This window comes from Anaerolinea thermophila UNI-1 (assembly GCF_000199675.1).
Taxonomy (GTDB): domain Bacteria; phylum Chloroflexota; class Anaerolineae; order Anaerolineales; family Anaerolineaceae; genus Anaerolinea; species Anaerolinea thermophila.
Genome location: NC_014960.1, coordinates 303,604 through 324,673, shown reverse-complemented (window position 1 = coordinate 324,673; position 21,070 = coordinate 303,604). Strand labels below are relative to the sequence as shown.

Annotated in this window: 18 protein-coding genes and 1 pseudogene; 4 read left to right on the top strand and 15 right to left on the bottom strand. The window is 59.4% G+C overall.

The window, feature by feature from the left end:
- Positions 1-18: 18 nt before the first annotated feature.
- The 7 genes and pseudogenes from ANT_RS01465 to ANT_RS01440 all read right to left on the bottom strand — a co-directional run bounded on the left by ANT_RS01465 (position 19) and on the right by ANT_RS01440 (position 7,720).
- Positions 19-2,346 (bottom strand): xanthine dehydrogenase family protein molybdopterin-binding subunit, encoded by a 2,328-nt coding sequence (locus ANT_RS01465; RefSeq protein WP_013558727.1) that lies wholly within the window; start codon positions 2,344-2,346, stop codon positions 19-21.
- 15 nt (positions 2,347-2,361) lie between these two features.
- Positions 2,362-3,600, bottom strand: a complete 1,239-nt coding sequence (locus ANT_RS01460) for an amidohydrolase family protein (protein ID WP_013558726.1) — start codon at positions 3,598-3,600, stop codon at positions 2,362-2,364.
- Positions 3,601-3,792: 192 nt separating this feature from the next.
- Positions 3,793-4,713: a YitT family protein gene (locus ANT_RS01455; protein ID WP_013558724.1), complete on the bottom strand. Its 921-nt coding sequence runs from the start codon at positions 4,711-4,713 to the stop codon at positions 3,793-3,795.
- Positions 4,714-4,853: 140 nt separating this feature from the next.
- Entirely contained in the window at positions 4,854-5,222 is a 369-nt protein-coding gene (locus ANT_RS17810; protein ID WP_013558723.1) for a ClbS/DfsB family four-helix bundle protein, read from the bottom strand.
- Between the two features lie 31 nt (positions 5,223-5,253).
- A pseudogene (locus tag ANT_RS18105) lies at positions 5,254-5,352 on the bottom strand (hypothetical protein); the annotation flags it as partial.
- Positions 5,353-5,367: 15 nt separating this feature from the next.
- The gene (locus ANT_RS01445; protein WP_013558722.1) at positions 5,368-6,801 is read right to left on the bottom strand and encodes an FAD-dependent thymidylate synthase; all 1,434 of its coding nucleotides are present in this window, start codon (positions 6,799-6,801) and stop codon (positions 5,368-5,370) included.
- The gene (locus ANT_RS01440; protein WP_013558721.1) at positions 6,791-7,720 is read right to left on the bottom strand and encodes a bifunctional riboflavin kinase/FAD synthetase; all 930 of its coding nucleotides are present in this window, start codon (positions 7,718-7,720) and stop codon (positions 6,791-6,793) included. The genes ANT_RS01445 and ANT_RS01440 overlap by 11 nt, the downstream gene beginning before the upstream one ends.
- Before the next feature lie 131 nt (positions 7,721-7,851).
- Between ANT_RS01440 and ANT_RS01435 the strand changes: the two genes are divergently transcribed.
- Positions 7,852-8,580, top strand: coding sequence for a queuosine precursor transporter (locus ANT_RS01435; RefSeq protein WP_013558720.1), 729 nt, complete (start codon positions 7,852-7,854; stop codon positions 8,578-8,580).
- A 142-nt stretch (positions 8,581-8,722) separates the two neighbouring features.
- The gene (locus ANT_RS01430; RefSeq protein WP_013558719.1) at positions 8,723-10,165 is read left to right on the top strand and encodes a radical SAM/SPASM domain-containing protein; all 1,443 of its coding nucleotides are present in this window, start codon (positions 8,723-8,725) and stop codon (positions 10,163-10,165) included.
- Positions 10,166-10,202: 37 nt separating this feature from the next.
- Here the strand turns inward: ANT_RS01430 and ANT_RS01425 are convergent, their stop codons facing one another.
- Entirely contained in the window at positions 10,203-10,607 is a 405-nt protein-coding gene (locus ANT_RS01425) for a YkvA family protein (RefSeq protein WP_013558718.1), read from the bottom strand.
- Positions 10,608-10,693: 86 nt separating this feature from the next.
- On the opposite strand from ANT_RS01425, the gene ANT_RS01420 reads away from it, so the two are divergent.
- Both ANT_RS01420 and ANT_RS01415 read left to right on the top strand, forming a co-directional pair.
- Complete coding sequence (locus ANT_RS01420) at positions 10,694-11,836, top strand: ribonuclease D (protein ID WP_013558717.1); 1,143 nt, start codon at positions 10,694-10,696, stop codon at positions 11,834-11,836.
- On the top strand, positions 11,833-13,230 hold the full coding sequence (locus tag ANT_RS01415) for an MBL fold metallo-hydrolase (RefSeq protein ID WP_013558716.1): 1,398 nt from the start codon (positions 11,833-11,835) through the stop codon (positions 13,228-13,230). The genes ANT_RS01420 and ANT_RS01415 overlap by 4 nt, the downstream gene beginning before the upstream one ends.
- A gap of 36 nt (positions 13,231-13,266) precedes the next feature.
- Here ANT_RS01415 and ANT_RS17975 read toward each other — a convergent pair whose 3' ends face one another.
- The 7 genes from ANT_RS17975 to ANT_RS01380 form a co-directional block, all read right to left on the bottom strand.
- Positions 13,267-13,740 (bottom strand): calcium-binding protein, encoded by a 474-nt coding sequence (locus ANT_RS17975; protein WP_269447648.1) that lies wholly within the window; start codon positions 13,738-13,740, stop codon positions 13,267-13,269.
- A gap of 25 nt (positions 13,741-13,765) precedes the next feature.
- Positions 13,766-14,176: a calcium-binding protein gene (locus ANT_RS17970; protein ID WP_013558714.1), complete on the bottom strand. Its 411-nt coding sequence runs from the start codon at positions 14,174-14,176 to the stop codon at positions 13,766-13,768.
- A gap of 7 nt (positions 14,177-14,183) precedes the next feature.
- Positions 14,184-16,580, bottom strand: coding sequence for a signal peptidase I (locus ANT_RS01400; RefSeq protein ID WP_013558713.1), 2,397 nt, complete (start codon positions 16,578-16,580; stop codon positions 14,184-14,186).
- Between the two features lie 77 nt (positions 16,581-16,657).
- On the bottom strand, positions 16,658-17,011 hold the full coding sequence (locus ANT_RS01395; protein WP_013558712.1) for a hypothetical protein: 354 nt from the start codon (positions 17,009-17,011) through the stop codon (positions 16,658-16,660).
- Between the two features lie 160 nt (positions 17,012-17,171).
- The gene (gene rsgA / locus ANT_RS01390; RefSeq protein WP_013558711.1) at positions 17,172-18,092 is read right to left on the bottom strand and encodes a ribosome small subunit-dependent GTPase A; all 921 of its coding nucleotides are present in this window, start codon (positions 18,090-18,092) and stop codon (positions 17,172-17,174) included.
- Positions 18,089-20,284, bottom strand: coding sequence for a penicillin-binding transpeptidase domain-containing protein (locus ANT_RS01385; protein ID WP_013558710.1), 2,196 nt, complete (start codon positions 20,282-20,284; stop codon positions 18,089-18,091). Before ANT_RS01385 ends, rsgA begins: the two co-directional genes overlap by 4 nt.
- Positions 20,281-20,967 (bottom strand): Maf family protein, encoded by a 687-nt coding sequence (locus ANT_RS01380; protein ID WP_013558709.1) that lies wholly within the window; start codon positions 20,965-20,967, stop codon positions 20,281-20,283. The genes ANT_RS01385 and ANT_RS01380 overlap by 4 nt, the downstream gene beginning before the upstream one ends.
- Positions 20,968-21,070 lie beyond the last annotated feature (103 nt).

Sequence of the window (21,070 nt, the reverse complement as noted above, 5' to 3'; positions counted from 1 at the left end):
ACAAATATTTTACCAGAACTATGCAGAAACGCCTCCTTTCCGGCGCGTTTCCAGCGCCGCCAGCACCTGATCAGGTGTTACAGGAAGTTCATAGAACTCCACTTCCAACGCGCGGGCTACAGCGTTGGCAACCGCCGGCGGAATGGCAACAATGCCATGCTCGCCCAGCCCGCGCGCGCCGTATGGACCGGTGGCATCCGGCGTTTCGATGAATATCACTTCCATCTCCGGCACATCGGCGGCGCAGAGGATGCGGTAATCCACAAACCCGGCGTTGAGGATACGCCCGTCGGGGGCGAACTTGAGTTTTTCCATCAGCGCCGCGCCCAGCGCCATGGTCATGGCGCCTTCCACCTGTCCGCGGGCAGTCACCGGGTTGATGATTCTGCCGGCATCCTGCGCACTGGCCATCCTGAGAACGTGGATCTGCCCGGTGTCGGGGTCAATCTCCAGGTCCACCCCCTGACAGCCAAACGTCCACGAAGCCGCCATGTTACCCTGCCCGGTTGCCGGGTCTGGAAAAGTCAATCCCCGTGGCACGAACATGCCCCGCCCAATCACCGGCGGATTGAGCGCTGAACCGTCCGGGCGGGTATAGCCCACCGCAAAACGGCTGTACGGCAGGGCTTTTTCGGGCTTGCCCTGCGGATAGAGACACCCATCATCCGCCACCACCTCATCCGGCGGCACGTCGAACACCAGCGCGGCGGCATGACGGAGTTGCTCCAGCGCATCTTCCGCCGCCATGCGCACGGCATTGCCCACCGCCCAGGTAGAATGGCTGGCAACCGTCTGCCATTCCTGCGGGGAGTACTCGGTATCCACCACCGGCGCGTACTGCACCTGCTCAATGGGCATGTGCAGGGTCTCGGCAGCAATCTGAGTGAGGATGGTATTCACCCCCTGCCCCATTTCAATCGAGCCGGTGAAGAGGGTGGCGGTGCCGTCTTCATTGAACTTAATCACCGCGCCGCTTTGGGCGTTGGTCTTCATCACCGGCGACTTCATGAAACAGGCAATGCCCTGCGCGCGGATGCGCCCCGGCACGGTTGGGGTGGTTTCTTTTCCCAGCGCATCGCGCACCGCCAGCAAGCAGGCATCCGCCCGCCCATTGTACTCTTTCATCGTCTGCCCGATGGCGTTCTGCAAGCCCGGACGAAGCAGGTTGCGCAGGCGCAGTTCCACCGCATCCATGCCCAGTTGGCGGGCAATCTGATCCATCTGGCTTTCCATCATCCAGTGCACTTCGGGATGCCCGTACCCGCGGTACGCGCCGGTGGGCGGCGTGTTGGTATAGACCGCGTGCGAGCGCAAATCCAGGTTAGGGATATAGTAGGGACCGGTGGCGTTATGCCCCCCGCCCTGACTGATCCAGATGGAGTAATCGGCGTAGCCGCCACTGCCAAAGTACAGTTCCGACTGATGCGCCAGCAGTTTTCCATCCCGGTCCACTGCCGTCTTCATGCGCCCCCAGCACCCGCGCCCGTTGACCGTGCCGAAGAACATCTCTTCGCGGGTCAAAATCAGACGGATGGGCAAGCCCGGCACATGATACGCCACCAGCGCCAGCAAGGGTTCAATGGTCACATCCGACTTGCCGCCAAAGCCGCCACCCACGTAAGGCACCTGCACGCGCACGTTCGCAGAGGACATGTCCAACAGGTACGCTACCGTCTCGCGCACGTAGAAAGGCGACTGCGAACTGGTGTAGATGGTCAGGCGTTCGCCGTCGTACTGCGCAATCGCGCCGTGAGGCTCCATCTGCACATGGGCAATCCAGGGAATCCAGTACTCGTTTTCCACCACCAGATGGGCTTCGCGGAAGGCTTGCTCCACGTTGCCACGCCAAAGGCGGTAGCGGTGGGCAATGTTCGTCCCGGGTTGAGGATGCACCACCGGGTCATGGGCGTATTCTTCCATGTCCTCATGGATGAGCGGCGCGCCAGGGGCAACGGCATCGCGTGGATGCACGATGACCGGCAAAGGCTCATACTCCACTTCCACCAGGCGGGCGGCTTGATCGGCAATCTCTTCGCTGACCGCCACCACCACCGCCACCGGCTCGCCCACATAGCGCACCTTGCGGCAGGCAATTACCGTATGATCGTTGATGGCAAAGCCAATGCGTTTGGGGCATTGCTCGCCAGTGATGACCGCGCGCACGCCCGGCACCGCCCGCGCCCGCGTGGCATCCACACGGCGCAAGCGCGCGTGTCCCTGGGTGGAGCGCACCACCCGCGCATGGAGCATGCGCCCGAAATTTAAGTCGGCAACAAAATCCGCCTGACCGGTGACCTTTTCAAAGGCGTCAATGCGGGGTTGAGGGACACCAATAAACGTTGTCATATAGTCATGAAACCCCTAAAGTCCAGCCATGTTGCGCACGGCTTGCTGATCGACCAGTTTGCCGTGACTGATGACGTAGCGCGGCGCTTCGTGATAGCGCAGGACTTCCAGCACGTTCTGCTGTTCCATCACGACCAGATGGGCAGGCGCGCCCACCTTGAGGGCAAAATCTTTCAAGCCAATGGCGCGGGCGGCGTTGACCGTCACCATGTCGTAGAGGGTTTCCATATCGGAAGCGGTGGTGAACCACAGCAAATGCGAGGCGAGGAACGCCACCTCGGGCATGTTGTTGCGCCCGTAGGGGTAGTAGGCATCGGAGATATCATCCTGACCGAGGCACACCAGACAGCCCTCTGCCAGCAGTTCGCGCACGCGGGCATGCAGAGGACCGGTGTGCGGGTCGCTCACCACACCCATCTGGGCTTTCTTGAGCAGTGCCGCCAGTTTCTGGAAGTAGGGCGTTGGATACATGGACATGGCGCGGGCATGATGTGCCAGCGAGCGCCCGAACCAGCCGCGGCGGATGGTTTCCAGCGCCATCATCTCGATAGAGCGCAAGCCGGGGTCGCCGGCATCATCCACCAGCATGGAAACGTCTTTGTTGAACTCCACCGCCAGGTCGAAGATTTCGCGCACGTGCTGAAGCATGTCCGCATCGGTGTACTCAATCCAGGGGATGCCGCCCGCCACATCGGCGCCCAGTTCCATCGCCTGACGCATCAGTTCTCTGGCGCCGGGTTCGCGCACCATGCCATCCTGCGCAAAGGCAACCACCTGGATATCCACAATGCCGCGAAATTCCTCGCGGGCGCGGATGAGGGCTTTGACGCCTTCCAGTTTGGCTTTGCTGTCCACATCGGCAAAGGCGCGGATGTGAGTGTTGCCGTAGCGCGCGGCATCCACCAGCGCGCGGCGCACATTCTGGATAATCCAGCGCTCGTCGTATTTTTCCTTGACGCGCGCCGCCAGTTCAATGGCAGTCATGGCTTTGCCCATATCGGCGCCGTGATAGTCTTTGAGGGCTTCCTCGTCCATCATCTGCAGGGTGTACACCTTGCACAGATGCAGGTGGGTGTTAACGAAGGACTCGGTTACCAGTCCGCCAGCGGCATCCAGTTCCTGAGCGGCACTGCCATCCACATGGGGGGCAATGGCGGCAATGACGCCATTGGCGATGGCAATGTCAAACCATTGTCCGGCGGGAGTACGGCGCAGTTGCGCCCGACGAATGATTAAATCGTATTTCTCAGGCATTTTCACTCCCCAGAAAAAGACATTTCAAGTTGTATTGCCCAAACCAGGGGCAGAAATTCGAACATTGCTTCGGGAATAGCAAAACCCGCGTTCTCTCGACGCTGGAATACATCCAGTATATAGAAAACGCGGGAGTTTTTCAATAAGAAATGTCACCAATTGTCTGACGATTGTAATACCTGCTTTGTCAATTTATTGCAAAGGACGGAACCCCTCGCCCAGGGCTTCATGCGCCTGCCCGATGACCATGAAGGCGTTGGGGTCGACCGCCTTGACGATGGATTTAATCTGGCTGACCTCAGAGCGCGTGACCACGCAGTACAGCACTTCACGTTCTGCGCCTGTATAACCGCCCCGCCCTTCCAGGATAGTCACCCCGCGCTCCATGTCGTAGAGAATTCTCTCTGCCACCTCTTTGGGACGGTTGGTGATGATCATGGCGGTACGGAAGACATTCGAGCCTTCCAGCACCATCTCCGCCGTCAGACCGCTCACGTAGGTCACCACCAGAGCATAGAGGGCATTTTCCCAGGCAAAGACAAAGCCTGCCGAGAGAATCACCGCCGAGTCGGTTGCCAGATAGGCTTGCGAGATGGAAATCCCCACCCGCTCGTTAAGAATGCGCCCGAGGATGTCGCTCCCCCCGCTGGTACCTTTGCCGCGGTACACCAGCCCCAATCCCACGCCCAGCACCACCCCGCCGTACAGACAGTTCAGCACCAGGTCATGCACCACGCCCTCGGCGGGCAGGAACAATCCCAGAAAGTCGGTGAAGAAGGAAAACGCCACAATCGAAAGCGCCGTGCGCAGGGCAAAGCGCGGACCGCCCAGGTGCTGCCAACCGAGGATGAACAACGGCACGTTGCCGATGAACACCATCAAGCCGATGGGCCAGTTGGTGTAGTGGTTAATCAACTGCGCCGCACCGCTGATGCCCCCGCTAACCAGTTGTGCCGGGATAAGGAACAACCGCATGGCAAACGCCTGCACCAGCGCTCCCGCCAGCACGTAAAGATAATCCTGCACCGATTCCCGCGAGAAATCAATGCTTTTCCACATCTCCCCCATCTTCTGGCGGAAACTCTTGAAACTGGTGATGCGGTTCAAATCCATAAATTTAAATCCCTCCCCATACTCCAAAAGATATGTCTTCAACGTTAACCCAGGATCACCTGTTTGTTACCGCATTAACTGCAAAGCACAGAAATTCGGTTGATGTGCCCCTTTCAAGACGCACCATGACAATCTCGGATTCACGGTTTTATCTGCTTTTGCCATACCCGCAAACCTTCGGCATGTTCGCGTTCATGTTCAAAGGCACAGACGGCAATGATGCGCCACAGCGGAGTTTTTCCCAGTTTGGGGTGCAAGCCCGCCTGAAACAACTGCTCATCACTGAACTCCGCCACCCGCCGCAGTAACTGTGTATGCACCCCCTGAAAATCGCTCCACACCCGCTCCCAGGGACGTTCCTTCGCCATCGCCACCCAGCGGGCATTGCAGGCATCCACATCCAGGTTGGGGTCCAGCAGGATGCTGGTGACGGGCGCGCCGCGTTTGAGCGTGTACAGCAGGGTGATGGTCTCGCCCTCCCTCCCAGTGGTTGAGGTGCACCAGCACATCCTTCAGCGACCATTCGCCGCAGGCGCCGGGGGTTTCGCGTTCTGCCTCAGGGATGCTCTCCAGCACCTCCAGCAGTTCGGTGCGGGCGGCACGCAGTTCATTCAACAGTTCATCGCGGGTCGCAGGCATTTCGTTCCCTTCCTTTCACTCAGGGCTTTCGGCAGTGGCGGCAAAGTAGCGGGCTTCAATGGCTTGCCAGGTTTCACCCTCTTCCACCAGCAGGTAACGCCCCAGGGCAGGCAACACGTTGCGCAGTTCCTGCGCCACCCGCTGCGCTACCCGCCGCATGCTGAAATGCGCGTTGGGAGCACTACGCAGTGCCAGCCAGTGCAGGGCTGTGCGCAGGTTGAAGTGCAACAGCACCCGCCGATTGTACGCATTGGGGACAACATAAGAAGCCACTTCGGGTAGGTCGGCAGAGAGGCGCAGGTACGCGCGGTGCGCGGCGCGCATGGCAAGGCGGAAGGTTTCCGCCATACCGGCTTCGACAATGGCTTTGGGCAGGGCATAGCCGTGCAGAGCACTCAGACGCTGAGCAGTTTGGGTCATCATGCGGTGGCGTTTGAGTTCAAAGTACGCCCCCTGATCCAGCAAGACATCCACTGTGAAATAGGCGTACTCCAGTTCGCGCAGGGGGATATCGTGCCTGCCGCGTCCCGCCAGCAACATCTCTGTCAGATGGGCACGCTCTTCGGCAGGGGCGTTTTCCACCACCTGCAATGCCTGGGCAAAGGGCATATGCCCAAAGCGGTACAGCGCCGCCGCCAGAATACGGTTTTCGCCCTGAGCGTCCCAGGAAAGCAAACGGCACCAGTCAGCATCTTCCACAGGAGATAGCGTCTCTGCCCGTCGGGTAAAGTCGCGGGCGGTCTGCTCCAGGTAGGCTACCGGCTCCACGTAGCGGATGAGGGTGGGCAGACGCTCCAGGGCTACCTGTTTGATTTCCTCGCCCATCTGGCGCACCTCTGCCAGCGGATGCGAGAGCATCTTGCGCAGAGCATGTTCCAGTGCGCGGGCGTTGATGGTCACGCCTACATTGGCAAGCGCGGCGGCGGGCAGGGCAAAACGGCACACGTCCACATACTCCGAACGGATACGTCGGTCGTAGGCAGAGTCGCTTTCACCGTCTTGGCGGGGCAAGCGCTGTTCAATCACCTGGCGCACAGGCTCCAGCAGGTGCTGGTAAGTCTCGAACAGCGTGCCGATGGTATCCTCATACAGCGCGCGCAGGGGGTGCGTTTCCAGTTCGGGGGGCAGGCAGTAAGCCTGCGCATCCCATTTCTGGTAGCGGGTGGATTTTTCGGTGTAAGATGCCAGTCGATTGGACTCCAGGCACTCCACTGCCAGCCGCGAGACGTTCTCCACGGCAATGTGCAGGACGGCATGCTCCGCCACCGAAGCATGTCCGTATCCCACCACCCACTTCTCGTGAAACTCGGCGCTCTTTTCGTCGGTCAGTTCGGCGGCAATTTCGCGGAAGGACTGCGGGGAGCGCGAGGTTTTAGCAAAGGCAACAGCGATGGTTTCGGGGGGCAAGCGCATGGAATCGAGCAGGTACACCTGACGGTTAAGCGGCATGAGTCAACACCTCCCTGGCGTGCTGGATGTCCTGTTGAATCTGCGCCACCAGCGCCTCAACCGATTCAAAACGGCGTTCAGGGCGCAGGAAAGCGACAAACTGCAGGCGCACGGTCCTGTCATACAAATCGCCCGAAAAGTCCAGCAAGTGGGCTTCCAGGCGCACCTCGCCGTTGGGATTGGCAAAAGTCGGGCGGATGCCGATGTTGGCAACCGCGTCCAGCACAAGCCCCTCAACTTCCACACGGCAGGCATAGACGCCAAAAGCAGGCAGGCGCTGTTCCGCCCAGAAGGAAATATTAATGGTAGGAATGTTCAGGGTGCGCCCGCGGGCATCCCCGTGAACCACTGCGCCTTCAATGGTATAGGGGCGTCCCAGCATGCGCGCGGCAGAGACCACATCGCCCTGTTCCAGTGCGGCGCGGATTAAACTGGACGAGACCGGAATATCTTCCAGCGCCACGGGCGGCAGAACGTGAACGGTAAACCCCAATTCCTCACCCAAACGCTGAAGTGCAGGCACATTGCCCTCGCGGTTACGCCCGAGGGCAAAGTCGTAACCCACCCAGAGGGACTCCATGCCGGCTTTCTCCCTGAGCAGGGTGACAAATTCACGGGCGCTCAGCGCCGCCAGTTCGCGGGTAAAAGGCAGGGTCAGCACTACATCAATGCCACACTCGCCCATCAGGCGGGCGCGTTCTTCGGGAGAAGTGAGATAGTAGGGCTGAGACAATCCCCGCAGAACCGCCACGGGATGGGGAAAAAAGGTCACCACGGCACTTTGTGCGCCAGCCTGATGCGCGGCTTGCGCCAGTGCGCTGAGCAAACCCTGATGTCCGCGGTGTACGCCATCAAAAGAGCCTACCGTTAAATAGGTGCGCCCGCGGGGAAATTCATCCAGTGAACGAATATGCTTCATGTCGGGGGTAAGTTTACCAAAAAGCGCGAGAATTTACAGGGGAGAGGAAAAGTCGCCCGGCTTCCCCTTAAAATTAAAGAGGATTCAGGTATACTTGGGGCGCAATTGTATATTTGGAGCGTGTGGAAAGTATGAGTGTTTCTCAAAACGAAGAACGTTCTTATCGATACCTCGACCTGGTCATGGCGCTGTTTGTCACCGTGCTGATTGTCAGCAACATTGCCTCTTCCGCCAAAATTGTGGATTGGGGGCTGTCCATCGGCAACATCCCGCTGGCGTTTGATGCGGGCACCCTGCTCTTTCCCATCAGTTACATCTTTGGCGATGTGCTGACCGAGGTTTATGGCTTCCGCCGCTCGCGGCGGGTCATCTGGACGGGGTTTGCCATGCTGGCGTTGAGCGCTTTCATCTTCTGGGTGGTGCGTAACCTGCCCGGCGAAGCCACCTGGCAGGAATACGCCGGTCAATCTGCCTACGATGCCATCCTGGGCGGGATGTTCTCCGGCGGCATTGTCCTCGCCAGTTTGATTGCCTACCTGGCAGGCGAATTCAGCAACTCCATCGTGCTGGCGCGCATGAAAGTCCTGACCCAGGGGCGCTTCTTATGGATGCGCACCATCGGCAGTACCCTGGTGGGCGAGGGTGTGGATACGCTGGTCTTCATCCTGGTTGCCTCACTGACGGGCGTCTTCCCCTGGTCGCTGTTCGGCACGCTGATGCTGACCAATTACCTCTTCAAGGTGGGCGTGGAAGTGGTGATGACCCCGCTGACCTATCAAATTGTCAACGCCCTCAAACGCGCCGAGCGGGAAGACTACTACGACGTACACACCCGCTTCACCCCTTTTGCGTTGAGTTAAAACGTCCTTCCGGGTGTTCTATAAGCCACCTCCCTGGATTCTCTGTGGAGGTGGCTTTTCTTAAAAAATCATCCTTCTATTTTGCAGAGTTTTTCTCTAAAATAGAATATACGCAAAGGGCTATATTGCAGGGAGGATATCCATGAAAATTCAGGTCATGCAGGGGGTGCTGAATCCTGAGCGTATGTCTGTGCAGGATAGAGATTGCTCTTGCGACTCGCCTTCCAAAATCCCCTTAAAGGATGGAGACTGTAGTTGTGATGCACCTGCCGCCAGGGGGGCATTTCAAGACCCGGTCTCCTTCGTCTCGTATGCTCTGATTCATTCCAGCCAATTTACCGACACTCCCACTCAACCCCAACCCCAGAAAATCTCCTCGGAGTTTATTCCCGTAAAATCTACTCCGGCCTTTTCCCCTAACGCTTCTCATCTTACCCTCTATCCTGTGCTTGTTCCTGTAGCCGGCGCCTCCTGCTGGAAAGCCCTGAGCGCATGGTTTCATTTGACCGACCGCTGTAACCTGCGTTGTGATTACTGCTACCTCCCCCACCGTCCTCAGGATATGAGCGTGGAAACCGGCAGAGCCGCCGTGCACGCCCTTTTCCGCTCCGCCCAGAGCCACGCCTATACCGGCGTGAAAATCATGTACGCAGGGGGCGAGCCGCTTCTGCGTTTTCCTCTCATCCTCGAACTGCACGGATATGCCCAACAACTGGCAGAAGTACAGCCCATCTATCTTGACGAAGTGGTATTGAGCAACGGCACCCTGCTCACCCCTGAAATGGTACAGGCGCTCAAAACACGCGGCATACGGCTCATGATTTCTCTGGATGGACTGGGTACAGGACATGACGCGCAGAGGCACTTTGCCGATGGCAAAGGCTCGTTTGAGAAGGTCTCTCAAGCCGTTGAACTCGCGCTGGAACACGGACTGCCCCCCAGCATCTCCATCACCGTGACGGGCAGGAACGCCGCCGGACTGGCAGAACTGGTGGAGTGGGTGCTGGAACGAGGACTGATCTTCCAGTTAAACTTTTACCGCCAGAGCCTCTTCTCTCAATCTCATGCCGACCTGCAACTCGAAGAACAAGCCATTCTGGCTGGCATTCAAGCGGCTCTGAAAGTCATCGAACACCACCTGCCACGCTTCAGCCTGCTGGGGATTCTGGATCGTACCACGCTGGCATATCCGCACACCCTGCCCTGCGGAGCAGGCGCCGATTATCTGGTCTTCACCCCTCAGGGAGGCATCGCCCAATGCCAGATGCTGCTCCATCATCCGGTAACCACCGTGCACGACCCCGACCCGGTCTCCCATATTCGTGCTGATAAATACCATCTCATCAATCCCCCCGTGGATGAACGCGGAGAATGCGCGGAATGTTCGTGGCGCTACTGGTGCGGTGGAGGATGCCCGCTGGAAACCCGCAGGGTGATGCACAGCCCCTATCACCGTTCGCCCAACTGCCGCATTTACCAGACAATCTTCCCGGAACTGATCCGCCTGGAAGGATTGCGCCTGCTTCATTACGCCAGCGATCCGCAGGTGGTGCGTACCCAATGGCTTGAACTCCAACCTGCATAAACCAAACCTTTTTCGTCAACCAAGTGCGGAGGAAAGTTTATGTTCCTCCGCTTTTCATTCCCAATCCCAACGCTCTGCCCAGCCACACCAGCACCACCAGCCACAAGAGAATGACCAGCGCCGCCCCCAAACGGCGCAGGGCGGGGCTGGCACTGCCATTTTCTTCCACCTGCCGGCGGGCTTCCGCCATTACCTCGGGCGGAATCAAGCGAATTACCAGCGCAATGCCCAGCGGAGTGATGATCCAGTCATCCAGCACGCCCAGCACGGGGATGAAATCGGGAATCAGGTCTATGGGACTGAAGGTATGCGCCAGCACCAGCACCGCCAGCGCGCGGGCATACCAGGGTGTGCGCGGATGACGGTATGCCTGTACCAGCACGCAGGCTTCTTTTTCCAGGGCTTCGGCGCGCTCACGAAATTTCTTCAGCCATTGCTTCACAAGGGTTATTATAAACGTCCATGGACATCCGCTCAAAGCCAAATAACCCTCTGGAAGAGTGCCGCTTTCTTGTTATAATTCCTCTCATGCACCACCAAGACCCTACCGCTCCCATCTGGGTAGCCACCCCCACCGCCCTGCGGCGGATGATGAACCATCTGCTTGCCTGCGAGCAAATTGCGGTGGACACCGAATCCAACGGCTTGCACGCTTATCAGGAACAGATTTGCCTGATTCAGTTTTCCGTGCCGGGAGCAGATTATCTGGTGGACCCACTGGCATCGGTCAATCTTTCGGGGCTGAATGAGATTTTCAGCAACCCCGGCATCGAAAAAGTGTTTCACGCCGCCGAGTACGATATCCTCTGCCTGAAGCGTGATTTTGGTTTCACCTTCACCCATCTGTTCGACACCATGATTGCCGCCCGCATCCTCGGGCGCAGTGAAGTCGGGTTGGCGGCACTGTTGGAAGAGCATTTCGGCGTCACCCTGGACAAGCGTTATCAGCGCGCCAACTGGGCGCGCCGCCCGCTCCCGCCCGCCATGCTCAACTACGCCAGGCTGGACACCCACTATCTGATTGACCTGCGTAACCACTTGGCAAAGGAACTGGCAGAGCGTGGGCTGACGGCGCTGGCCGAAGAAGATTTTCTGCGGGTGTGCGAAACCCCCGCCGCGCCGGCAGAATCCCGTCCGCCCATGTGGTGGGATGTTGCCGGAACAACCGATTTACCCCCCCAGCAAGCCAGTTTGCTCCAGGCGCTGGTGGAGTTCCGCGAACAGCAAGCCCGCTTTGCCAACCTGCCGCCTTTTCGCGTGCTCTCCAACGCTGTGCTGATACAGATTGCCGAAGCCAACCCCATGACGCTGGAAGACCTGGCAGAGGTGCAGGGGCTTTCCTATGCGCATCTCGAGCGCTACGGATTGGGCATCATGGAAGCCCTGCGGCGCGGCAGAACCCGCCCTGCCCCCCAACCGCCCGGTTACTCCCGTCCCAACCATCAGATACTCAAACGCCTGGAAATGCTCAAGCGCTGGCGCAAGGATGCCGGCAGGCGCATGGGCGTTGAATCTGACGTCATCCTGCCGCGCGACACCATGCACGCGCTGGCGCAGTGCGACGTCACCACCCCGGAAGACATTGAACGCCTGATGGCGCACCTGCCCTGGCGCTGGCAAACCTTTGGCAAGGAACTCATCCAACTGCTGGTGAAAGAGAAGATCTCATGAACATTCGTATTCTCGGCGCTGCCCAAACCGTTACCGGCTCCCAGCATCTGCTGGAAATCAACGGCGCGCGGGTTTTACTGGAATGCGGCTTGTTTCAGGGACGCCGCGCCGATACCTACACCCGCAACCGCACTTTTCCCTTCAACCCCCGCCGTCTGGACGCTGTCATCCTCTCCCATGCCCACATTGACCATTCCGGCAACCTGCCCAACCTGGTCAAGCAGGGCTTTGAAGGACCCATTTACGCCACCCCGGCTACCGCCGAACTGGCCGAAATCATGGTGCGGGACTCGGCGCACATTCAGGAAGCCGATGCCGAATACCTGAACAAGAAACGCCTGCGCCGCGGCGAGCCGCCGATTGAACCGCTCTACACCCGCGCCGATGCCGAAGCGGTCAGTCCGCTGTTTGTGCCTGTACCGTACAATCAGCCCTTTGAACCCGCGCCGGGCGTGCATGCCCGCTTTGTGGACGCCGGGCACATCCTCGGCTCGGCGGGCGTGATTCTGGACCTGGAAGAGAACGGCACCCGCCGCCGGGTGTGGTTCTCCGGCGATATCGGGCGCGAGAAACTGCCCCTGCTGAAGGACCCCGTCCTGCCGGAAAATGCCGATTACCTGCTCATGGAATGCACCTACGGCGACAAACCGCACCGCGACCCCGAAGCGGCGTACGCCGAGTTCCGCGAGGTGGCTCTGCGCACCTTTGAACGCGGCGGCAAGGTGATCATCCCCGCTTTTGCCGTAGGGCGCACGCAGGAAATCGTCTATTCGCTCAACCGCATGATCAGCGACGGCGACTTGCCTTCCGTGCCGGTGTACGTGGACAGCCCGCTGGCGGTTAACGCCTCGGAAGTGTTCATGAAGCATCTCGAATTGTTCGATGAGGAGACCCGCCAGTTCATCCGCGAACACCGCCACCCCGCGCTGGACTTCCCAACCCTCACCTACATCCGCGATGTGGAAGAGTCCAAAGCCCTGAACGGCTTGCCCGGTCCGATGGTGATTATCTCAGCATCGGGCATGGCGGAAACCGGGCGCATCCTGCACCACCTGAAGAACAATCTGGAAGACGCGCGCAACACGGTGATGATTGTCTCGTGGCAAGCCCCCGATACGCTGGGACGCCGCCTGGCAGACCGCGAGTTTAAGGTCAAAATCTTCGGCGAAACCTACATCCGCCGCGCCGAGGTAGCCACCATCGGCGGGCTTTCAGCCCATGCCGGACAGGATATGCTTCTGAAATACGCCCTGGCAAGCCGCCGTTCCCTGCGCGGGATTACCCTGGTGCACGGCGAGGAACTTGCCGCCGCCGCTCTGCGCGAGAAAATCATCGAAGCGGGTTTCTCAAAGGTGGAGTATCCGCAAAGCGGCACAGTACTACCACTGGATTAACCCTCTCATAAGAAAAAGCCCCTTTCAGGGGCTTTTTTACTGGATTTGAATCTCACACGAAGGGTCGAAGGTATCCGTCCCCCCGCCACCTTCGCAGTAGTCATAGCCGGGTCCACCGATTAAGTAATCATTGCCCGTGCCACCGATCAGCGTATCATCGCCGGGTCCACCCAGAATGACATCGTTTCCCTGTCTACCATCGAGATAATCGTCCCCGCCGCCGCCCAGAATACACTCCGAACCGTTACGCCCGTTGACCGTATCATTGAAGGGACTTGCCAGGATTAAATCATTTTGATTTGTGCCGGTGAGCGTACCGCTCCCCACCACGATATTGGTGAGATTCAGCGCGGCGCACTCCGGGGGCTTGAAATCGTTGACGGTATTGGCGCGCAGAATTTCACCCAGGTGAGTAAAGGGAACAATGTTTGCCGCGGCAAACGCCGAGATAGACCCCACCAGAATCAGGAAGCCCAACGCCATCCATGCCCAGCGCATTTTGCGGCTCATGTTCTGCATCCTCATGGCTCCCCCATTACCATTGTATCTCACAGGAGACATCGTAGGTATTCAATCCCAAACCGCCAAAGCACAAATCAAACCCGGGACCGCCGTTGAGGTAATCGTTGCCATCCTCCCCAAAGAGCCAGTCAAAACCGCCCCCGCCCATCAGGCAGTCATTACCCGCACCGCCGTACAACGTATCGCCCACAGCACTGCCCAGCATCAAGTCATTCCCTGGAGTGCCGTTGAGGGTGCCACTCCCACTGATAATTGAAGTCACGTTTGCCGTGCAGGCAGGCGGGCGGAAGTCGTTGGGAGTATTGGTGCGGGTGATCATCCCGGCGCGGGTAACTGGCACCACATTGGCGCCCGCCACCGCTGAGACAGCCCCCAGCAGGATGAACACAAACATCACACCCAACAGCACCCGCAACCGCCGCATCTCTGCCTCATTCGGGTTTGGAAGAAACTTCTACCCACGCTCGTTTCTGCGCCAGAAAGCCCGGCAGGTCTTCCGCTGCTACCGGCGGGCTGATCCAGTAGCCCTGTGCCTGATCGCAAGCGTGCAGGCGGAAGAAGCCCAACTGCTGACTGGTTTCCACACCTACCGCCGCCACGCGGATCTTGCGCTCGTGGGCTTGCGAAATCCACCGGCTGGCAAGGTCCTGCATTTCACTGACAGCGCTCAACTTCTGCACCACCGGATACCCCAGTTTGATTTGCTGGACGGGTTCGGCTTCCAGCGCCTCGGGGTTGAAGCGCTCGCCGGCGTTCAGCACAATGCCAAAACCGGCTTCGCGCAGTTGGCGCAGATTCTCCGCGCCCACAGGGCTGACATCCAGCCCGTTTTCCGGGATTTCCAGGTACAGCCACTCCGGCGAAACACCCAGCCCGGCAACCATCGCCTGGGCCTGGGCGGCAAAACCTTCTGTTGCCAGCGACTGCAAGGAAAGGTTAATGGCAACCGGATAGAGCGGGTAGCCCGCCTCGCGCCACTGTGCCAGATACTCGCAGGCGCGCCGCAGAACCCACAGGTCCACCTGCATCATCATACCGGCACGTTCCACTTCGGGGAGGAACTGTACAGGCATGAGCAGTCCCCGCTCAGGATGCCGCCAGCGCAGGAAGGACTCCAACTGCACCACCCTGCCGTCCTCCAGCGAGACCGAAGGCTGGAAGTACAGAGCAAATTCATCCTTTTCCAGCGCACGCACCAGCGCCTGGCGGGTGGACTCATCCACCCCCTCGGCGGCGGCAGGGCCCAGTTTGCGATGCACGTACAGCACATCGCCATCGCGCACGTAGTAGGTTGCCACCGGCGCGGCGTAGTGGAAGAAGACCACTTCCTCGCGCTGTTCCGCCAGACGCAGAAGATCGCTCAGAGCGGGCAGATGCACCACCCGGGCATCGCCGCGCGCCAAGGGATCCTGCACCTCAACCAGGCGCGAACCCACCGCCAGTTTCGCCAGCATCTTCTCGTCCTTGCCCTCGGCTTGCTGAAGCAGGTACAGCACCAGGCCAATGCCCAGCGCGGCAATTGCCAGCCCAACGGCAGAGAGGGTACGGGCAGTGCGCACCGGCACATCCATGCTGAAGATGCTCAGGGTGTTGTCCACCGTCTTCATGCGCACCAGCGCACCTTCTTTGACCGGCTGGAGCGGATTGGCGTCCTCTTTGGCGGGCGCGTTCAGGTAAATCTGATCGGTCTGCACGGTGAAAGAGAGCGGCTCGTTGAAAGTCTCTTCCAGGGTCATGCCGCCCAGCGTACCGCTGACTTTCACCTGCGGGTAAACGCTCAGGAAGTACTGGTAGGTCTGCGCGCCGGTAACTTCCTGCACCTGGGCAATCATCTTCTCCACTTCGCACACATCCAGCGGCGCCTGCGCGCTGAACGTCTTGCCGGAGAACAACACCGGCTGTTCATTCAGCAGGATAGTGCGCCGCCAGCCGGTGGTGGAGTTGACCACCGCCATCAGTTGATAGGTACCGGAGACCTGCGCAGGGTGCTGGCTTTGCAGTTGATAGTCAAAAGCCACCTCAATCCCGCAGGATACTTTGGGAAAGATGGCGCCACCGCTGACCACGCGGTTTTCATCGTACACCCCAGCAGGCACTTCGCCGGTGTAGGCGTAAGCGCCGGTTTGTTTGTAGAGCAGGTTATCGGGCGCGGTCAAACTCACCGGGCGGGTGAAAGCAAACGCGCCCAGCACCAGCGCCAGAATGCCGATGATGTACATTACCAGCAAAAAGCCTTCCTGCCTGCCGGAAAGCCACTTTCCCGCTCCCATCACTGCCGTGTCGAACTGCCCGGCAGACTGCCTCGCCGCCATGATGGCATCATCCACACGCGCTTTGATTTTTTTCCGTCGTTCTGTCCACTTCGATTGCATAGAAGAGAGCCCCCAAATCAAACTGCCCACCCCTACCAGAATCGCCAGCGCCCAGGGCGAGCGCAGTTGCAAGAATATTGTACCCATTCCGGGAAGCCAGAGCCAGTATTTCCCCAGAATCTCGTCCGGCGCCGGTTCGTAGCCATCCACCCAGGTGTTGTGGTCGCCCTTGAGGACAAATCGGTCGAGGCGGCGATCCACAATGCGGTGAATGACCGCGCCGATGCCCGGGTAGCGGTAGACGACAATATCGCCGACCTCGTAGAACGGCGCGCGGCGCAGTAAAACCAGGTCGCCCTTGTGGAAGAGCGGCTCCATGCTGTCGCCGCTGACGATGACATACTCCACCGCGCCGCCAAAGCGGCTGGGCGCCAGCAAAACCCACAGGAAGGCCAGGGCGCTGAGCGACAAAGCGGCGATCAGCAGAGCGCGGCGGGTGAGCAGGTACTTACGCATAGGCTTTGGCGATTAAAGAAAGGGCGCGGCCTCTGGCTTCGACGTCGCGCCCTTTCTCGATGGGTGAAGGAAAGGAATTATTGAACCGCTACAACGCGCAGGGTATTGGCTGCCAGCACGGTCACACCGCTCACGTTGCAGGTCACGCTCGTACCCGCAGTGGAGCAGGAGAACCAGGCACCCCCATTGACCAGTTGGATCCGTACATCATTCGCCGGGGCATCCAGGGAGAAGGTCACCTGGGAAATGTTGGCGGGGTTGGTGGTATCTAGCACATAGTGCACATTGCTCACCGTGTAACCACTGGTAATGCTGGAACCATCTCCAGCATACGTCACAGGCACGGTATTCGCCGCAGCATAGGCGAAAGTGAGGGCGGCAAGGATCAGGGCGAAGACAACAGCATAAGCAACACGCATTTTCTTAGTCATAATTACACTCCTTTGACAAACTAGAATTACGACCCTATTATAACCAACTCCAAACTTTTCGCCATATTTGGAGCGGCTTTGTAATGAAATTGCAATGCAAGGATTGTGCCAGAATACCAGAGATAGAGCATGAAAGCAGGGTTTAAGGAAGAAATTTTCATTACTCTTCCCCGCCAAAACGCATGCGCAGGTAAGACTCATACCTTGCCGGGTGAATTTCGCCGCGTTCCAGCGCCGCCAGCACGGCACATCCCGGCTCAGTGGTGTGGGTGCAGTCGCTAAACTGGCACTGCGCCACCCGGTCGCGCAGTTCCGGGAAGTAGCCGTCCAGTTCTTCGGGCTGAGTATCCCACAACGCCAGCGCGCGCAGACCGGGCAAATCTGCCACGTAGCCGCCCATCTCCAGGCGAAACAACTGGCGCACCACGGTGGTATGCCTGCCCTTGCCGCTGGCTTCGGAGACTTCGCGCACCGCCAAACCCAGATGAGGCTGGATGGCGTTCAGCAAACTGGATTTGCCCACTCCGCTGGGACCTGCCAGTCCGGTAATTTTGCCGCGCAGGCACTCGCGCACCTCATCCAAGCCCACGCCCTGGCGCACGGATGTGTAAATCACCGGGTAGCCCAGCGGCGGGTACATGCCGAACAATTCGCGGGCTCGCTCCATGCCCACCAGGTCCACCTTGTTGGCGATAATCACCGCGGGGATGCCCTGTTTTTCGGCAATCACCAGGAAGCGGTCGAGCATGCGCAGGCGCGGTTCGGGGTTGGCGCAGGCAAACACGGCTACAATTTGATCGATGTTGGCGAGCAGAATCTGGCGGTACTCGCCGCGCGGGCGCGGATCCATGCGCACCAGTTCGCTGTGGCGCGGCTCAATCACCTCGATGACGCCGGTGCCGTCAGAAAGCGGGAGAATCTGCACGCAGTCGCCCACGCTGATGACATCGCCGTCCTTTTGTTCCAGTTTGAAGCGCCCGCGCAGTTTGCACGTCCAGGTACCCTGCGGGGTTTCCACCGTGTAAAACCCTGACTGAAGACGAATGACACGACCGGGAATCAACGAGGCTTCATCGCTCATGGGCTGGGGGTTTCGGTCACCTCTGGGGTGGGGGTACGAGTCACGTTGAGTTTGGCTTCCCATGGATAGATGCGCTGAGGCTGTCCGAAGAAGTACACTTCAATGACGCGGCGGGCAATGGGCGCGGCAATCTCTGAACCTTCGCCGGCGTTCTCGGCAATCACCACCACGGCAATATCGGGCTTGTTCTCGCGTTTGGCAGAGGTGTAAGCCGCAAACCAGGCATGCGGTTTCAACCCGGGTCCGGTTTGCGCCGTGCCGGTCTTGCCGGATACGGGGATTCCCAAGCCGGAGAAAGCCCGCACCGCCGTCCCGCGATTGTTGACCACCACCTGCCGCAGGGTATCCTGCAGAAGGGCGAGAGTTTCCTCAGAAACGGGCAGTTTTCCCCGCTCTTCGGGCTTGAAGGTGTACTCAGCGTTGCCGTCGGGATCGACGATTTTTTCCACCACCTGCGGGCGGTAGAGCGTGCCGCCGTTGCCCACCGCGGCAATCATGCTGGCGACCTGCAGGGGGGTGACCAGAATCTGGCTCTGACCGATTGCCATCTGCACGGCAATTTCATCGCTGGAAGGGTCGGGGATGTTGCCGGTTTCTTCCGCAATCTGCTGGATGCCGGTAGGCACGCCCAAGCCAAAGGCGCGCGCCATCTCCGCCAGTTTATCCGCCACACCCGCGCGGGAGAGTTCCAAGCCGATATGATAAAACCAGGGGTTACAGGAGCGCATCAGCCCTTCGGGAAGGGTGAGCGTGCCGCTGGGGGGAATTTCCTTTTCCAGCGTCCAGTCGGTGAGGGTGTAGCCGGGCAAATCGGTGAAGTAGTAACCACACTCGTAAGTATCCTCGGGTTTGAATAAGCCGGTTTCCAGCGCCGTTGCCATGGTGACAATTTTGAACACCGAACCGGGCGGGTATGCCGACTGAGCGGCGCGGTTGACCAGCGGATTGCTGGGGTTGTTCAGCACATCCTGAAGCGCGCGGGAGTTGATGTTGGAGGGTTCAAACAGGTTGGGGTCAAAACCGGGCGAGGATGCCATCGCCAGCACCCGTCCGGTGTTGAGTTCCAGCACCACCACCGCGCCGTTGAAGGAATTGATGGCTTTCTGGGCTTCGCGCTGTAAGTTGGCGTCCAGGGTGGTGTAGATGGAGCGCGCCGGAAGCGGGTCGCGCGTTCCCAGACGGGTGAGCACCCGTCCCTGCGGGTCAAGCACATACAGCCCCACTCCGCGCTGACCGGAAAGGGTGGTTTCGCCCCATTTCTCCAGCCCTGCCCACCCGATTTTCGCGTTCATCTCATAGCCCTGGCGCAGGTAAGCGTCCAGTTGTTCCTGTGGAATATAAAGAGTATAACCGGTGACATGGGGAGCAATGCCGTTATCCGAATAGTAACGGGCACTGTACTCTTTCCAGGCAAAACCGGGCATGTCTTTCACCACGTCGTAGCGCAGGTTGAAAGCATCGCGGGTGGTCTCGCCGACGGGAATGTAGTAGTTCACATAATTGTCGTTATACAGCGCCTTAATCCACTCCGGCGGATAACCGGTGAGGCGGGAGAGTTCCGCCAGCACGGCGCCTTCCATGCCTTCGGGGATCTCCCCCGGGACAATCCCCAATGCCACCGCATCGGTGTTGATTGCCAGCGGGTAGCCGTTGCGGTCAAAGATGCTTCCGCGTGAGGGCGAGCGGTAGTCCAGCGCCAGCAGGTTGCCTCCGCGCAGTTCGGGCATGATCATGCCGTCTTCCCAAAGCACACGCCAGCCGTCACTGCGCAGTTCCAGGTTCATGCTCATCTCACGGGACAGGTCGCCCAGGACGGCAGTGTGGAAGGTTACCCGGTAAGCCGCTTGCGCGCTGGAGACATTGGTGAGCGTGGAAAGAATCTCGTAATCCAGTTTCTGCAAGGTCAGGTTGACCGCTACATCCTTGTAGCGTTTGATGAAATTTTCCTGCGGGACGGCGTCCTGCGTGGCAGGCGCCAGCAGGGCATACATGGCTTCGTAGTCCTCGGCTTGCCAGGCTTTCAGGAAGGCTTCAACTGCGCCGCGCACATCGGGCGCGCTGGTCACCTTGACGCTGGGGGGCGCCAGCGTGGCGCTGGGCGCAGGGGTATGGTTGGCTGGCGCCGGAGAGAACACGGAGCAAGCAGTCAGGATCATCATCAAAGCCAGCAGGATGGAACGCGCAACCTTCATGACGAAAAAGCCTCCCTTCCGGAAGCCGAATCTTGCAGGATAGAGGAAAAGACCGGGCAATCGTACGCCAGAAAACGCTGACAGACCTCTGGCACATCCACCTCCGCCGCCAGCCCAACGCCGCGCATCAGCCGTTCCAGGTGACAGAGGGGCAAGCCCATCACGCTGGCGTAACAGCCATCCAGCGCGTCCACGCAGGAAAAACCGGCGTGCTGAATGCCGTAAGCGCCCGCCTTATCCATGGGGTCGCCGGTAGCGATGTAGGCTTCGATTTCTTCGTCGGTATAGGCGCGCATATGCACGCCGGTATGGCATACCTCGCTGAGCATCTGCCCGCTGGCAGGGTGGAAGAGCGCAACCGCCGTGTACACGTCGTGCATGCGGTCGCGCAGGGCAGTGAGCATGGCGCGGGCTTCGGCGGCGTCTTCCGGTTTGCCCAGGATGCGCCCCTCCAGTGCCACCGTGGTATCCGAAGCAATTACCCAGGCTTCGGCGGGAGCGTGTTCGGCAGTAGCGCGGGCTTTGTCCTCTGCCAGGCGCAGGACATAAGCATCCGGGGTTTCTCCGGGCAGGGGAGTTTCATCCACATCCGAAGGACGGACGAGAAACTCCCGGCCGGTCAGCCCCAGCAGTTGGCGGCGGCGCGGCGAATTGGACGCCAGAATCAGCACAGGCTTCTGCATACCCCTCGATTCTAACACACTTCAAGGGCTGTTTTTTTTTGAGGGGTTGTCAGCCTCCCCCTTTTATGACATACTGTTACCGGTAGAATACGTCCTCTCAATC